The 15093-nt window shown below is 68.3% G+C and carries 14 protein-coding genes; 3 read left to right on the top strand and 11 right to left on the bottom strand.

Annotation, left to right across the window (positions count from 1 at the left end; translation table 11 throughout):
- Positions 1-91: 91 nt before the first annotated feature.
- The 7 genes from B4F19_RS11390 to B4F19_RS11360 form a co-directional block, all read right to left on the bottom strand.
- Positions 92-1618 (bottom strand): MFS transporter, encoded by a 1527-nt coding sequence (locus B4F19_RS11390; protein ID WP_414683161.1) that lies wholly within the window; start codon positions 1616-1618, stop codon positions 92-94.
- A 59-nt stretch (positions 1619-1677) separates the two neighbouring features.
- A complete protein-coding gene (locus tag B4F19_RS11385; protein WP_292735029.1) occupies positions 1678-4656 on the bottom strand; it encodes an AAA family ATPase in 2979 nt (992 codons plus the stop codon).
- Positions 4653-5807 carry an exonuclease SbcCD subunit D gene (locus B4F19_RS11380; protein WP_292735026.1) on the bottom strand — a complete coding sequence of 385 codons (1155 nt, stop codon included), beginning with the start codon at positions 5805-5807 and terminating at the stop codon, positions 4653-4655. The genes B4F19_RS11385 and B4F19_RS11380 overlap by 4 nt, the downstream gene beginning before the upstream one ends.
- 41 nt (positions 5808-5848) lie before the next feature.
- Complete coding sequence (locus B4F19_RS11375; RefSeq protein WP_292727324.1) at positions 5849-6958, bottom strand: LacI family DNA-binding transcriptional regulator; 1110 nt, start codon at positions 6956-6958, stop codon at positions 5849-5851.
- 185 nt (positions 6959-7143) lie between these two features.
- Positions 7144-7437 carry a GNAT family N-acetyltransferase gene (locus B4F19_RS11370; protein ID WP_228177840.1) on the bottom strand — a complete coding sequence of 98 codons (294 nt, stop codon included), beginning with the start codon at positions 7435-7437 and terminating at the stop codon, positions 7144-7146.
- A gap of 65 nt (positions 7438-7502) precedes the next feature.
- Positions 7503-8930, bottom strand: a complete 1428-nt coding sequence (locus B4F19_RS11365) for a GH1 family beta-glucosidase (protein WP_228177839.1) — start codon at positions 8928-8930, stop codon at positions 7503-7505.
- A gap of 17 nt (positions 8931-8947) precedes the next feature.
- Positions 8948-9292 (bottom strand): hypothetical protein, encoded by a 345-nt coding sequence (locus B4F19_RS11360; protein ID WP_349675954.1) that lies wholly within the window; start codon positions 9290-9292, stop codon positions 8948-8950.
- 364 nt (positions 9293-9656) lie between these two features.
- Here B4F19_RS11360 and B4F19_RS11355 point away from each other — a divergent pair, with 364 nt between their 5' ends.
- Complete coding sequence (locus B4F19_RS11355; RefSeq protein WP_292735022.1) at positions 9657-10346, top strand: winged helix-turn-helix domain-containing protein; 690 nt, start codon at positions 9657-9659, stop codon at positions 10344-10346.
- 272 nt (positions 10347-10618) lie between these two features.
- Positions 10619-11644 carry a DNA-3-methyladenine glycosylase family protein gene (locus tag B4F19_RS11350; RefSeq protein ID WP_292735019.1) on the top strand — a complete coding sequence of 342 codons (1026 nt, stop codon included), beginning with the start codon at positions 10619-10621 and terminating at the stop codon, positions 11642-11644.
- Positions 11645-11655: 11 nt separating this feature from the next.
- Here the strand turns inward: B4F19_RS11350 and B4F19_RS11345 are convergent, their stop codons facing one another.
- The 3 genes from B4F19_RS11345 to B4F19_RS11335 form a co-directional block, all read right to left on the bottom strand.
- Positions 11656-11976, bottom strand: coding sequence for a sugar ABC transporter ATPase (locus B4F19_RS11345; RefSeq protein ID WP_292735017.1), 321 nt, complete (start codon positions 11974-11976; stop codon positions 11656-11658).
- Positions 11977-12097: 121 nt separating this feature from the next.
- Complete coding sequence (locus B4F19_RS11340; protein ID WP_228179530.1) at positions 12098-12931, bottom strand: aldo/keto reductase; 834 nt, start codon at positions 12929-12931, stop codon at positions 12098-12100.
- A gap of 38 nt (positions 12932-12969) precedes the next feature.
- Positions 12970-13827: a Cof-type HAD-IIB family hydrolase gene (locus B4F19_RS11335; protein WP_228179529.1), complete on the bottom strand. Its 858-nt coding sequence runs from the start codon at positions 13825-13827 to the stop codon at positions 12970-12972.
- A gap of 62 nt (positions 13828-13889) precedes the next feature.
- Between B4F19_RS11335 and B4F19_RS11330 the strand changes: the two genes are divergently transcribed.
- Positions 13890-14255, top strand: coding sequence for a DUF2834 domain-containing protein (locus B4F19_RS11330; RefSeq protein ID WP_228179528.1), 366 nt, complete (start codon positions 13890-13892; stop codon positions 14253-14255).
- Here the strand turns inward: B4F19_RS11330 and B4F19_RS11325 are convergent.
- Positions 14224-15048, bottom strand: a complete 825-nt coding sequence (locus B4F19_RS11325; protein WP_228179527.1) for a formate/nitrite transporter family protein — start codon at positions 15046-15048, stop codon at positions 14224-14226. The genes B4F19_RS11330 and B4F19_RS11325 overlap by 32 nt on opposite strands.
- Positions 15049-15093 lie beyond the last annotated feature (45 nt).

Below are 15093 nucleotides of genomic sequence, written 5' to 3'. Positions count from 1 at the left end.
GCGAGAAAGGACAACTCGGCTGAAGCAGGGACAACTCGGCTGAAGCAGGGACAACTCGGCTGAAGCAGGGACAACTCGCGTGAAAGGCGGGTCAGGTGGGGCCGGCGCGATGCTCGTCGGACTCGTCGGATTCGGCATCGCGCGCTGCGGCCCGGCGCCGCGAAAGGTCGACGATCGACACGATGAACGACAGCGCGATGAACACGGCAACCGACGACATCCCGATCAGATAGGCGTCGTGGTAGACGACGAGCGAATCTCGGCTGCCGGTTTCGCGATAGATCGTGGCGTAGAACAGGGCAAGAGCTACCGCCGTCCCGACAGCCGTGCCGATTCGTTGACCGAGCTGGCCGACCGACCCCGCAAGACCGCCTTCTGACACCGGCACATCCGCAAGGGCGAGGGTCTGGTTCGGCGAGATCACCAGCCCGCCACCCAGGCCTCCGAGGATCATGACGGTTCCCATCAACCACGGGGTCAGCTCCGGGCTCGCGAAGACGGCGACGATCACGAGACCGACCGCCGACACCAGGACCATGATGAGTCCACCGACGACCAGCGGGCGGCCAATGCGGGTCACGAGGTTGCCGCCGACCCACGAGGCCAGCGCGCTGGGGAGCGCGAAGCCGATGGTGACCATACCGGCGAAAACCGGCTCGAGCTCGAGCCCCGTCTGCAGGTACAGGGTGGTCAGCAGGAACAGCGCCGGCAGTGCGGCGAAATACGAGGTAGCCAACAGGGTGCCGTTGCGGTACGACGCGATCCGAAACAGCGTGAACGGGATCAGCGGCGCGTGCCCGCGGGCAGCGTACCGCCGCTCCCAGGCGACGAACAGCGCTGCGAACACGAGGAAGACGGTCAGCAGCCACCACCGGCGCGGGTCATCGTCGGGCGAACCGGTGGTGAACAGGAACGGCCACATCAACGCGAGCACCGTGATACCGAAAAGGACCACGCCGACCGGATCGAGCGCGATGCGACGCCCGGTTGGGACGCGAGTGGTGGGCAGCACCCAGACCGCCGCGGCGATGGCGGCGATTCCCAACGGAACGTTCATCCAGAAGATCCAGCGCCAGCCGTCATTCGGACCGCCCAGGGCGATCATGAGCCCTCCGAGCGTCGGGCCGAATGCCGTTGCCAGCCCGATCGTCGCTCCGAACAAGCCGAACGCACGCCCGCGTTCTGCTCCCTGGAAGATCTGCTGAATCAGGCCGAGCACCTGCGGCATCTGGATGCCGGCAGCCACTCCCTGCAACAGCCGGAAGACCATGAGCACGATGATGTTTGGGGCCAGCGCGCATGCGAAGCTCGAGAGCGTGAACAGGATCAGGCCCACGAGGAACAGTGCACGACGCGATCGCTGGTCGCCGAGGCGCCCCATGGGAACCAGGAACAGACCGAAGGTCAGGACGTAGCCCGAGACGATCAGCTGAAGCTCGGTGGAACCGGCGCCCAGAGCCTGTTCGATCGAAGGCAGTGCAACGTTGACCTTCGATAAGTCGAGGATCGTGATGGCGGCGACGCCGGCAGCGACAGCGAACGCTCGCCACCGGGCGGCATTGGTGAGGGGGATGTCGGTGGTGCGCGGCTGGGACGAAGCTGTCGAATCCGCACTCACTCTGCCAGCGTATGCCCGGGCGGTGGGGCGAGGGCCCGCTCGGGTCAGCAGGATCTCGATCAGAGCAGGCTGGGCGCGGCCTCCGTGATCACCCTTGAGCCGTGCGGCGACGCTTCGACAAGGATGCCGATCGGCAGCTGCTCTTTCATCGCCTCGACGTGGCTGATGACGCCGATCGTGCGGCCACCCGAGCGCAGGTCGTCGAGGGTCCGCAGCGCGAGCTCGAGGGTCTCGGCATCCAGCGATCCGAACCCCTCATCGATGAACAGCGTGTCAAGCCGGATGCCGCCCGCGCGGCTCGTGACGACCTCTGCCAGGCCCAGGGCAAGAGCGAGTGAGGCAAGGAAGGTCTCGCCACCGGAGAGTGACTGGGGCGGACGCGATCGTCCCGTGTACGCGTCGTGGACGTGTAGCCCGAGGCCCGAAGCTGCACCTCGCCGCGCAAGTGCGTCGGTGTGCTCCAGGCGATAGCGCCCGTCGGACATATCGGCGAGGCGCAGGTTCGCGGCTGCGACGATCTCTTCGAGTTCGGCGGCGAGCACGAACGTCTCGAGCGTCATGCGCATGGTGTTCGGGGCGCGCCCGGCGAGTGTGTCGGCCAGACGGACGAGCATCCGGTGCCGCTCGCGCCGCTGCTCGCCGTCCTGGTTGAGCCTCTCGATTGCCGCGCGCACGTCGCCGAAACGTGCAACGCGTTCGCGGACCGCTGCCAGTTCGGCGACGGCACGCTGCCACGTCTCCCGGGCTGCCGTTGCCTCGCGGAGCGACGCGTCAGTGTCGATGAGGTCATCGGGGGCATCGGCGAGCTGCAGTTCGAGCTCGAGCAGGCGCTCCTTCGCGATGCGCTTGGCGGCGTCGTGATCGCTCAGCCGCGACGAAAGGTCTTCGAGCTGCATCGGTGTGAGCAGCGCGGCACGTGCTGACGGCGCATCAGGGAACGAGGACGCCGCGACTCCCGCGTCGAGCTCGCGATCGGCATCCCGTACCCGTTCGAGCGCGAGCTCGTGGGCACGGCGAGCCTCCGCGAGCGACTGCGCCATTCGTCGCCGAGCCTCGGCGTCGGCGATCCGTGCGTGAACGCTGGGGAAAGGACCGCGCGCAGTAGCGACGGCTTCCTCGGCCTCCGTGATCCGCCCGCCCAGTACGGTGCGGGCCGTGTCGAGTTCTGTCAGGCGAGCGGCAGCCTCGTCCAGCTCTCGCCGCAGTTCGTTCTCGCGTGCCTCGAGTTCGCCTCGCAGACAACGGGCGCGATCGAGCGCCTCGGTTGCGCGCTCGGCGAGCTCGAGCCGGGACTGGCTCTCGCGTTGACGCGCATGAAGTTCGTCGACCGAACCTCGCGCCCGAGCACGCGCGGCGTCGACGCGCGCGGTGACCGCGGTGTGACGTGCGGCGCTCTCGCGATCCGCCGCCAGGGCGCGGTCGCGATCCTCTTCGGCGGCCGCGAGGACGGCATCCGTGACGGGATCGTGGTTGCTCGGAGCGGGCTCGGGGTGATCCAGCGACCCGCACACGGGGCAGGGATCGTCATCCGTGAGCCCGTCGGCAAGCTCCGCGGCGAACCCGGCCAGGCGCCGACGCATCAGCTGTCCCCACGCTGCCACAGCTTCCTCGACGGCACGCGACGCCGTGAGCCGGTCAGCGCTCGCGTCGACAAGCTCACCTGCCGCGGTTTCAGCCTCTCGCGCGGCGACCAGGCGCATGGCTAGGTCTTCGCTCTCGGCGCGGGCGGCATCGAGTCCAGCCGCAGCGATGGACAGTTTTTCGATCTCGTCGCCGAGCCGCGCCCGCTCCTGCTCAGCCACGGTGAGCGCGTCGCGTGTCACCGCAAGAACCGCCCGAACCGCCTCCGCTTGGGTGGTTGCGCGGTTCAGATCGGCGCGGTACATAGCGAGCTGCTGCTCGGCATCTTCGGCATCCTGCCATCGCGCGATGTCGCCCGTAAGAGCCTGAGCCGCGGCGAACAACTCGTCGACAGTGAGGGCGGTGTCTACCCCCGCGACAGCGTCAGCGAGTATCGACGCCTCGCTCTTGCCCGTCGCCTCGACGTCGGCGTGAGCACGGCCCGCCTCTTCGATCGCGGCGCGCAGCGGCTCCGCAGCGCGGGCTCTCTCGAGGAGCACTCGATCCGGCCCGAGTCTCTCGGATTCGATCTCGATCGCTGCCAGATGCTCGCGCGCGGCGTTGCGCTGTTGTTGCTGCTCGCGCAACTGGCGCACGCGGGTGTGCTCGCCCTCCGCGGCGGCGAGAGCCTCCTCGGCCCGGTCAACGGCGTCGGCGCGGGTTTGCAGGTCGTACCCGGCGCGGGCGGCCAGCCGCTCGAGGTCGACCGTCTCGTCGGGAACGAGCCATCCGGCCTCTCGTGCGAGCGTTTCGATGTCACTCTGCAGGCTTTGCAGGTGCCCGGTGTCGCGCTCCTGTTCGCGCTCGGACTCGCGGCGGCGTTCGTCGAGCCGCTTCTCGTAGTCCTCGTAGATCTGGGTGCCGAACAGCGTTCGGAGCACCCGCTGCCGGTCGGTGTTTCCGGCCAGCAGGAACTGCGAGAAACGGTTCTGGGCGAGCAGGATCACCTGCAGGAACTGCTGGTGGGAAAGGCCGACGACCTCGTCGATCGCGTGGCCCACGTCGCGCGGACCCGCCGCATAACCTACCCACCGCTCGCCGCCATCCGCGTCCGTCTCCAGCCGCTCCAGCAGCGCGTCGGCGGCGACGACTGTCATGCCGGTGCCGCGGCGCTTGGGGCGTTCGTAGTCCGGCGACCGCGAGATGCGCCACCGGTCACTTCCGGTGCTGAACTCCAGCGTGACCTGCGTCGGATCGTCGGGGCCGCAGTGATCGCTGCGCAGGCGACGATCGACGCCGTCATAGCGCGGGACCGTGCCGTAGAGGGCGAAGCAGATCGCATCGAGGATGCTGGACTTGCCCGCTCCGGTGCGACCGGCGATCACGAACACCCCCGACGGGGCCAGTGCGTCGAGGTCGACATCCTGCCGTTCGCGGAACGGACCGAACCCCTCGATCTGGACCCTGTGGATCCTCACGCGAGGGCCTCCGCGACCGCGCGATCGGCGAGCACGTCAGCGATGAGCGCGGCCTCGGCTTCGCTCGCTCCCTCGCCCTCGCGGACGTGGGCAAGGAACGCATCGATCAGTTCGACGTGGGTCTGGGCTGTCCGGACGCGGCCCGCGTAGGTCTGCTCGTCACGGTCGTGCCGGCTCTCGGGAGCGTGCACGACGGCGGCGCAGAAGGGGAAGCGCGCTTGCAGGCGGCGCAGCGGATCCCGTTGCGGCGTCGCATCCGTGTATTCGGCCCGCACCCACGCATTCGCGGCGTGCTCGTGGTCGGCGCCGGAGCACAGGTCATCGAGCGTCCCGCGAATTGTGACGAGGCGGCGGGGTATCGGCAGATCGAGCCAGGCGACAGAGGCCTCGCCGGTTGCCGAGAGATCGACAAGCCAGGAGCCGCGCGGCTTGTCGGCCTCACCGAAGCTGTAGTGCAACGGTGCTCCCGCGTACCGCACCGCGGGGGCCAGCTGCTGACGACCGTGGATGTGTCCGAGTGCGACGTAGTCGATGCCCTCGAATTCGGCGAGGGGGACGACGTCGAGTCCGCCCTGCTGGATGTCTCGTTCGAGGCCGGGTGTGGGATCGACCCCCGCGGCGAAACAGTGCGACACGACGATCGAGCGACCACCCCGCGTAGCACGGTCTGCGCGAATGAGTCCCATCGCGTGAGCGATGGCGTCGTGCTGCGTGCGGAGCTTCTCGCCGGGCCAGGTCCGGCGCAGCAGTGCCGGTTCGAGGTAGGGGATGCCGTAGACGTGGACGGGCCCGTGCGCGTCGGTCAGCGTGATCGGCGCGTCGAGCGTCGCCGGGTCGGTCAGAACGTGAATCCCCGACCGCAAAAGGCCGGATTGGAATCCCAGGCGGGCCGCCGAATCGTGGTTGCCGCTGGTCACGACCACGGCAGCACCGGCGTCAGCGAGCCCCGAGAGCGTGTCGGTGAGCAGCGTGTAGCACTCGGCCGGCGGCGTCGATGAGTCGAAGACATCGCCCGCGACGATCACGAGATCGACGGAGTTGTCTCGAACCTGGTCGGTGAGCGCATCGAGCACCTCCCGCAGCGCTGGCAGCGTCGAGTGGCCGTGGAACGACCTCCCGATGTGCCAGTCGGAGGTGTGGAGGATGCGCATGCCCTCACGCTACGGCGGGCTCCCGACATCGGGTCCGAGGCTCACGGAGATACTGCAGCCTCGCGCGATGGGGATGCCGCCGAGCGGCGCCCGGCACCCGTCGGCGCGCCTCCGGGGCCCGCCACCGACTCGCGCATGCGCAGCGGCATCGGTACCCGCCGGACAGTCCCCCAGTCCGGGGCGTCGTCTTCCAGCAGCACCTGCAGCGCGAGCGCCCCCAACTCGTAGTGGGGCAGCGCGAAGGTCGTCAGACGCGGCCGCAACCAGCTCGCGAGCTGATGATCGTCGAACGACACGATCGAGAAGTCGCCCGGGATCGACAGTCCCGCCTCCTGGATCGCCTGATACGCACCGAACGCGAGACGATCGTTGAACGTGATGATGGCCTCACCGCGCACGCCGGTCTCCAACAGCGAGCGTGCCGCCGCCCATCCGTCCTCGGGCAGCCACACCGAGCACAGCCGCGCGCTGGCTGGCTCGAGTCCGTCTTCTGCCAGGGCGTCGAGGATGCCGCGCAGTCGCTCGGACCCCGCGACGGTCTGGACCGGGACATCGTCGGGCCCGGGACCGGCACCGAGGAGGTGGATGCGGGAGTGCCCCGCGGCACGGAGCACTTCGACCGCCGCGCGCCCCGCGGAGTACTCATCGGGCACGATCGAGGGTACGGTTCCGACCGCACTGTCTTCGGGGAGCGCGTTCAGCAGCACGACGCTGCGAGGATCGATTCCCGCGGGCACCGCACGCACACGCGTGAACATCGACGCGATGATGAGCCCGTCGACCTGGCGGTCGATCATGCCCTGCACGAGGCGCCGCTCTTCGTCGGGGGCACCTTCGGTCTCACCGATGAAGAGCATGTACCCGTTGCGATGTGCGTGTTCGAGGGCACCCTTGATGAGGTCTCCGGCCAGCTGCGAGGTCGCCACCGTGTCGGAGACGAAACCGATCGTCCGGCTCGATCCGCGGCGCAACGCTGACGAGAGGATGTTCGGGCGATACGCGAGTTCGGCGGCCACGCGACGCACGCGTTGCTGCGCCGCCTCCGAGATCCGCAGCTCGTCGCCTCGATCCGAGAGCACGAGTGAGGCGGTCGTCCGCGAGACACCGGCGGCAGCGGCGACATCGGCGAGGGTTACGCGCTTCGACTTCACGGCGTTCCTCCTTCGTTCGCAGCATCCTAGAGCGCGCCCGTTACGGACGCTTCGCCGCGGCGTTGCAAGCAAACTGCCGAATACTGCCGCGTTCGTCGAAAAAGATGGCGCATATGGTCGCCGCCTCTCGGCGAGACGACCGTATGCGCCAACAATCTGCGCCAGCATCCCGCTGACGCGGGTGCTCAGGCGCGAGCTTTGAGGATGCCGGCGTGCTCGGGATGCCGGTCGAACCATTCAGCGACGTACCAGCAGACCGGGATGATCTCGCGGTCGCCGCGCTCCTCTAGTTCCGCGACGGCGCGCGCGACGATCTCGGCCGCGTAGCCCTTGCCGCGAAACGGCGGCGGCGTGAAGGCCCGGGTCATCGCGACGGATCGACCGTCGTCGTTGTAGTCGAGCGCGCTGACCAGGTCATCCCCCACGTGCAGGGTGTACCGGGAGGCATCCTTCTGGTCGGTGAACCGCGTCTCGCTCATTCCTCCAGGGTACGCTCGCGCGCGAAAGACGGCTCCGGCGTTGCGGCGGATGTCGCGCCTGAGGGTTACGCGGGAATCCGGTGGGTTGCGACCAGCTGCTGGTACCACCTGCCACTGTCTTTGACGGTGCGTTCGAGCGTGTTGAAATCGACGCGAACGATACCGAAGCGTTTGGCGTACCCGTACCCCCATTCGAAATTATCGAGCAGGGACCAGACGAAGTAGCCGCGCAGGTCGACACCGCGAGCCATGGCACGGTGGGCCGCCGTGAAGTGCCGGCGCAGATAGTCCAGCCGCTCCGGGTCCGGGACCGAACCGTCGGCTGCCACGGTGTCGTCGAATGCTGCGCCGTTCTCGGTGACCATCAGCGCCTGGCCCGGGAACTGGTCGTGCAGCGATACGAGGAGTTCCTCGAGTCCTTCGGGCGCGATGTTCCACCCCATCGCCGTGTACGGGCCGGGCTGCTCCACGAACTCCACGACCTGGTCGCTGCCAGGCCACGCGGTGCCGCCCTCGGCGCCCTTGTGACCATCGTTCTGCTGTTTCGGAGAGACCCCGTCCCACATCCGCACCGTCGCGGTCGAGTAGTAGTTCACGCCCAGCACGTCGATCGGCTGATGGATGTCGGCAAGATCCCCGTCACGGATGAACGACCAGTCGGTCACCGATGCCGTGTCCTCCAGCAGGTCGGACGGGTACTCCCCCCGCAGCATCGGCCCCGTGAACGCGCGGTTCGCGAGCGCATCGATGCGGCGCATCGCCTCCGCTGCACCATCACCCTGACCGCGCAGCACGTGGAAGTTCAACGTCACCGAGTACTGCGGGTTCCCGGCCGATGTCGCCCGCAGCGCCTGCACCGCCCGGCCGTGCGCAAGATTCAGGTGGTGGACCGCCGCGAGCGCAGCAGCCGGCTCATGCCTGCCCGGCGCGTGACCGCCCTGGCCGTACCCGAGGTACGCGGAGCACCACGGCTCGTTCAGCGTCGTCCAGGTGTGGACCCGGTCACCGAACGCGGCGCCCACAATCCGCGCGTACTCCTCGAACGCATCCACGGTCGCGCGGTTCGCCCAACCGCCGGCATCCTCCAGCGGCTGCGGCAGATCCCAGTGATAGAGCGTCGCTACCGGCTTGATGCCTCGCGCGAGCAGACCGTCGATGAGTCGCGAGTAGAAGTCGAGCCCCGCCTGGTTCACCGCGCCGCGGCCCGCTGGCACGATGCGGGGCCACGCGATCGAGAACCGATAGGCGTCCAGACCCAACTCCGCCATGAGGTCGAGATCGCTCTCCCAGCGGTGGTAGTGGTCGCACGCCACATCCCCCGTGTCACCGTTCCACACCTTGCCGGGCGTCTTGCTGAACGTGTCCCAGATCGAGGGTCCACGCCCGTCCTCATCAAACGCGCCCTCCACCTGATACGACGCGGTCGCCGAACCGAACGTGAAGTCGTCGGGAAAGACGAGGCCGGAATCACGGTAATCAGGCGAACCGGTCATTGCTCACTCACTCTGGATCATTCCTTTTCGGTTACCGCGGCGCGGTCGACCTCGAAGGTATCGACTCGCCCGTCGGGGGTGGTCACCGTGACGCTAGCAATCCCCGCTCCCCCCGGGAAGACACGCAGCGCGAGTTCGTCGAGATAGTCGTAGTCGGGGCGGTCCTCGCGCGCACCCCAGGGGAGCACGGCTCCGGGCCGGACGTACAGCGGCAGACTGTCGAACCCGTGGACCTCGGTCCGCCATGCGCCGCCCGCGACGCGCTCCCCCGTCAGAAGGTGCGTCCACGTGCCGGGCGGGAGATAGAACGCCACCTCGCCGGTAGCCGTGAAGACCGGAGCGAGTGGCTGAAGAAGTGGCAAGGCGACTCCTCTCCGACTGAGCAGATTGCGCGGCAGGAACCAGGGGTGTCGGGCGCGATGACCGTGATTTGACGCAGTTCGACACGGTCGGTCATAATCAGCCGCATGACTGACAACGCGCATGTCCTGTCCGCCTGGGAGGCGAACGGAACTGCCGGCATGATGATGGCCGGCCGCTCAGTCATGTGTTGTCGAATGTGTCGCTGACGACAGCTCAGCGGGGCGTGTTCTGCGATTCCAGATCGCACTGCCCCTAGCCCTCACGCAGAGCGCGACCATCAGAACCGCGCTCGACACCGACCCTCGGGTCACCGCAACAGCACCGCCCGAACCACCCGGGCCCTCCGCAAGGACCATCATCCCCATGTCGAACACCGCCCTCCTCACCCGCCCCGCTCCGGCCCGCCACCTGCACGCCGTGCCCCCGATCGCCGAAGAGCCGGCCGCGCGCGCTCCCCGCGGCTTCGCCCTCTATGTCGGGCTCGATGAGGCCAAGGCAGCCGCTGCCGGCGTCTCGCTCCCCGTCCTTGTCGATGCCCTGCGCCGGACGCTTGCCGAGCTCGCACCGGATGCCGAGACCTATGCCACAGTGGCGCTCGCGCCCCGAGGCGCGGGTGGTCGGGACGTGGATGTCGTACGTCGCGCGCTGCGTGAGCCCTCCGCCATCGCCGCAGCCACCCCCGCCACCGAGCCCGAAGACACCGACCGCTCCGCGCGTGGCGTCGTCTTCGACATCTCGCGCAAGCGCATCGTGATCGACGGCGAGACGGCTCCGTTCACGTTCACGGAATTCGAGCTTCTCCAGTACCTCGTGCTGCGCGAAGGTCGCACGATCGAGCGGTCGGAGCTGGTCGCCTCGCTCTGGCAGAGTGCCGATGACGGCGAGGTGCCGGGAGAGCGCACGATCGATGTGCACGTACGCCGCCTTCGCTCGAAGCTCGGCCGGTACGAGGACATCGTGCGAACCGTACGCGGCGTCGGCTACCGCTTCGACCGTCACGCCGACGTCGTCATCCGCTACGGCCACGGCACCCCGTCGCCCGACCGGTTCTGAGCTCGTAGGGTCGCCTTTTTCTCGGCATCCTGCGGCGTGCGACCCGACTCTCCCCGATTCAGTCGCGCCTTAATGCGGGTCGCCCCACTCTGCACCGACACAACGGCGCGACCGAACCCCCGGGATGCCGCACGAGGTGTCAGCGGGCGCACCCCGACCCACGATTCAGTCGCGCCTTGATGCGGGTCGCCCCACTCTGCACCGACACAACGGCGCGACCGAACCCCCGGGATGCCGCACGAGGTGTCAGCGGGCGCACGTATCGTGTTCGCATGACCTCACTCGCGCCGACACGGACCTCGGCACCGCCCACGAGTGAGCCACCGCTTCAGGATGACGTCGCGCACTCGACAACCCCACCATCCTCCGGCGCACGGTCGTCGCATCCGATCGAGACTGTCTACCGGCCCCGACACCCCCTGAACCTCGCCGCCACAGTGCTGTTCCAACGACGCGGAGCGCACGACCCGACGATGGCGACGTCCGGCGCGGTGATCTGGCGCGCAAGCCGCACTCCGCTGGGTGTGGCGACACTCGCCCTCCGGGGCTGCGCGGACGGTTCGGTGCGAGCCGCGGCGTGGGGCGAGGGCGCCGAGTGGGCCCTCGATCAGGTGCCTGCGCTGTGCGGAGGGACCGACGACACCGGCGGGTTCGAGCCGGCGCAGCATCCGCTGATCGCCCACCTCGCGCATCGTCATCCCGGCCTGCGCCTGAGCCGCACCGATCTCGTCTTCGATGCGCTCATCAGCTCGGTGTTCGAACAGAAGGTCACGGGCCTCCAGGCGTTCGGCGCCTGGCGAAGGGTCGTGACCGGCCACGGGACGCGGGCTCCCGGACCGACGCCGAGACCGATGTTCGCACCCCCGACCATCGACGGCTGGCGGCGCATCCCGTCGTGGGAGTGGCACCGCGCCGGGCTCGAGCCGCCGCAGTCCCGCACGATCGCGCGGATCGCCGCGCGAGGCACCTCTCTTGTCAGCGCCCTCCTCGCCGCACCTGACACCGAGGGTGTGGACCGCATCCTGCTCAGCCGACCAGGCATCGGGCCCTGGACCTCGGCGGAGACCCGCATCAAGGCCTTCGGAGACCCCGATGCCGTCAGCGTCGGCGACTACCACCTCGCCCACGAGGTCGGCTACGCCCTGACCGGATCACGCACCGACGATGACGGGATGCTCGAGCTTCTTTCGCCCTGGGCGGGCCACCGGCAGCGGGTCATCCGGCTCCTGGGGGCGGGCGGCCCCCGGGAACCGCGACGCGGTGCGCGCCTTCATCCCGAAGACCACCGCTTCCGCTGACTCCGGCCCGCTCACTCGTCTTCGGGGGCGAGGTCTCCTTGCCCGGCTTCGCCGAGTCTTGCACTCAGCGGCTCGTCGCCCTGCGTCTCGGGCTGAGCCTCGGACGAGGGCGCTGCCCCGGGCTGGACGGCTGGGTTGTGCTGGTCGGATGCCGGATCGGCAGGCCGTTCGGCGTCGGGCTGGATGTCGGGATCGATGTCGACCGCGGCGTCCTCGACCGGCCCGTCGTCGGAGGAGCGCTGGGGGTCCTCCGTGGGCTCTGCTCCCTCGATAGGCGCGATCTGCTCGACGGTATCGGCTTCTTCGAGGGGGTCTCGTGCACTGTCGGTCATGTCGAGCTCCTTTCGCCATGGGGCGCGCGATCTGCGCGGCGCGTACGGCATCAGGATCCCGCGGTGGGGCCCGCTCAGCGAGGGACTTGACAGCCGGCCGCTGCCCGAGACCCCGTCGGCGTCACATCTCTTCGTGCGTGGTGGGGTCCCCGTCCCAGAGCCGCCCGCGCTCGAGGGCGGAGATCGCCGCGACCTGCTCGCTGGTGAGCGTGAACCCGAAGACATCGGCGTTCTCGCGCTGGCGGCCGGCGTGAGCGGATTTGGGAATGGGCGTGGACCCGATCTGCACGTGCCAGCGCAACACGACCTGCGTGGGGCTGACGCCGAGCTCTGTCGCCAGGTCGCTGATCACGGATTCGTTCAGCAACTCGCTCCGGCGCGCGAGCGGGCTCCAGCTCTCGGTGCGGATGCCGTGAGCGGCGTGGTACTCCCGGAGCGGCGCCTGCGGGAAGTAGGGGTGGAGTTCGACCTGGTTCACGACGGGCATCACGCCCGTCTCGTCTTGGAGGCGATCGAGCATCGACTCGGTGAAGTTCGACACCCCGATGGATCGGACCAGTCCCTCGGCCCGCAGGTCGATCATCGCGCGCCACGTGTCGACGTACTTGTCGACGCTCGGGTTCGGCCAGTGGATGAGATACAGGTCGATGCGGTCGAGGCCGAGACGTTCGAGCGATTCGCCCGCGCTGCGCCGTGCCTCGTCGTAACCGTGGTCGCGCCCGGGGATCTTGGTCGTCACGATCAGTTCGTCCCGGTCCAGTCCGCTCCGGCGGACTGCCTCGCCGACCTCACGCTCGTTCTCATAGTTCACGGCGGAATCCAGCAGCCGGTACCCGGCATGGATGGCTGAGACGATCGCGTCTGTGCCGTCTGCGCCACGCAGCCCGTAGGTACCTAAGCCCAACTGGGGGAAGGTCGTGCCATCGGCCAGGGTGAGAGTGGGGATCGAGATCATGGTTCCATCCTGCCCCTCGGCACCCGCCGCCGGGGCCGTCAGTCCAGAAGGCGCTCGAGGACGCGGATGACGCCGTGGTCGACGTTGGATGGCGCCCGGTATCGGGCGGCGGCTGCGACATCGGGATGCGCGTTGGCCATCGCGAAGGAGAAGTCGGCGGCATCCATCATGTCGAGATCGTTGAGGTAGTCGCCGAACACCGCGGTCTGCTCCGGCGTCACGTTCAGGAGGTCCTGGATGGCGCGAAGCGCCTTGCCTTTGGAGACACCCTGGTTCATGACGTCGACCCAGTGGTGCCCTGACACGACGACCTGGTGAGTCAGGCGGTGCCGCTCCAGTGCGGGCGCCGTGTGCTTCTCCCCGTCCTCGACATCGAACACCGCGACCTTGAGGATCTCGTCGTCCACGGCGAGAAGATCCTCGACGTCCATGAGCCGGGCGTAGTACTTTTCGGCCTGATCCCGGAAGGCATCGTCGGTTCGCTCGATGTATGCCGAGGCCTTGCCGCACAGCACGACACCGACCTCATGCGTGAAACCACGGATGTCGCCGATGAGGTCGATGACGAAGTCACGGTCCATGACGTCGGAGCTGAGCTCCTCGTCGCCGCGCGTCACGAATGTGCCGTTCTCGGCGATGAAGACGAGATCGTCACCGTGTGCACCGAACTCGCGCCGCAGCGTGGCGTGCTGTCGGCCACTGGCGGGCGCGAACGCGATACCCGCATCGCGGAGGCGACCCAACAGGGGCCACAGCGCCGTGGGCACCGCACCTTCGCCGTCGAGCAGGGTTCCATCCATGTCGACCGCGATCAGGCGGATCTCGCTCCCCCGACCGGCGAGAGCGTCAAGATCGGCAGGAGCGGGCGTGGATCCGTCGGCGAAGTCATCGGTCACTCATCCATCCTGCCCGAGGCACGCACCTGGACCGACGCGTCACCCCGCGACAAGATCGAGGCATGAGCCGTCACTGGAGCCCGCTTGCCCTCACGTATCTCGCACTGGCTGTCGCGGGGCTGGCCGGTACGTGGTATTTCAACGCCCTCGCGATCATCCAGTTGCGGGACTTCATCGGCGACCTCGTCACCAGCGGTCCGGCGGTGTCGTCGATCACGGTCGACCTGCTGGTCGTCGCTGTCGCGGGGTGCGTTCTCATCGTGGCCGAAGCGCGTCGACTCGGCATGCGCTTCGCGTGGCTCTACATCGTCGGTTCGGGCCTCACGGCTTTCGCCTTCACCTTCCCGCTGTTCTTGGCGATGCGTCAACGTCGGATGACGCAACTGGCGGCATCCGTCACACCGACGCCTGCGCCTCCTCGGGGGTGAGCACGCGGGCTGCGGGCCATCTCGGAGATCCGCCGATCACCCAGTAGGCGATGCCCACGACAACGGCGCCGCCGACGAGATTGCCGAGGCCTACCCACAGCATGTTGGTACCGAACGACAGCCAGGTCGCACTCGGAACGCCGGTGGCAAGCCCCAGGGTGAAGGTCGTCATGTTCGCCACGACGTGCTCGAACCCCGAGGTGATGAAGGCCAGCAGCGCCCAGAAGATCACCACGAACTTGGGGCCGTCAGTGGTCGAACGCGCCACCATCCAGATCGCGAGGCACACGAGCACGTTGCAGAGAATGCCGCGAACGAACAGTTCGATCGGCGACTCGTGCGCCTTGGCATCCAGCATCGCCTCGAGCATCGCACCCGCGGCGGGATTCGCGTGCAGAACTCCCGCCAGCGCCACGAGCGTTCCGAACAGTGCTGAGCCGAGAAGATTCGCGACGAAGGTGAACCCGAGCGCACCGAAAGCCGAGCCGGGAGACGTCGCCCGCATGAGCGTGCCCTGGGTGAGGGTCATCATCGATGACGTCACCAGCTCCGCACCGGCGAAGACCACGAGGGTCAGCGCGACGCCGAACACCAGCCCGCTGACGAGTTTCGCCCACCCGGCGCCGGCCTCGGCCAACGGGCCTGCCGCGTTCAGCATCAGGACGACGGCGATGCCGACGTAGGCGCCGGCGAGCATGCCCGACACGGTGAAGCGCAGCGGATGCCGCATCCCCTCGATCTTGTGGATCGCCGCGTCGGCCTGGAGTTCGAGGGTCTGTTCGATCGTGCGCACACGAGCACGATAGCCATGTGGTCAGGCCACAGCGAGGGTCGAAAG

The organism is Microbacterium sp. UBA1097, from assembly GCF_002313585.1.
Classification (GTDB): domain Bacteria; phylum Actinomycetota; class Actinomycetes; order Actinomycetales; family Microbacteriaceae; genus Microbacterium.
Note: the sequence above shows the minus strand (reverse complement) of the source record. Positions and strands in the feature narration are given on the sequence as shown.

Coding starts and splice junctions, on each gene's coding strand:
- B4F19_RS11365 (WP_228177839.1), bottom strand. CDS start 8,930: ATGACCGGTTCGCCTGATTACCGTGATTCCGGCCTCGTCTTTCCCGAC.
- B4F19_RS11350 (WP_292735019.1), top strand. CDS start 10,619: ATGACCTCACTCGCGCCGACACGGACCTCGGCACCGCCCACGAGTGAG.
- B4F19_RS11330 (WP_228179528.1), top strand. CDS start 13,890: ATGAGCCGTCACTGGAGCCCGCTTGCCCTCACGTATCTCGCACTGGCT.
- B4F19_RS11340 (WP_228179530.1), bottom strand. CDS start 12,931: ATGATCTCGATCCCCACTCTCACCCTGGCCGATGGCACGACCTTCCCC.
- B4F19_RS11345 (WP_292735017.1), bottom strand. CDS start 11,976: ATGACCGACAGTGCACGAGACCCCCTCGAAGAAGCCGATACCGTCGAG.
- B4F19_RS11380 (WP_292735026.1), bottom strand. CDS start 5,807: ATGCGCATCCTCCACACCTCCGACTGGCACATCGGGAGGTCGTTCCAC.
- B4F19_RS11355 (WP_292735022.1), top strand. CDS start 9,657: ATGTCGAACACCGCCCTCCTCACCCGCCCCGCTCCGGCCCGCCACCTG.
- B4F19_RS11370 (WP_228177840.1), bottom strand. CDS start 7,437: ATGAGCGAGACGCGGTTCACCGACCAGAAGGATGCCTCCCGGTACACC.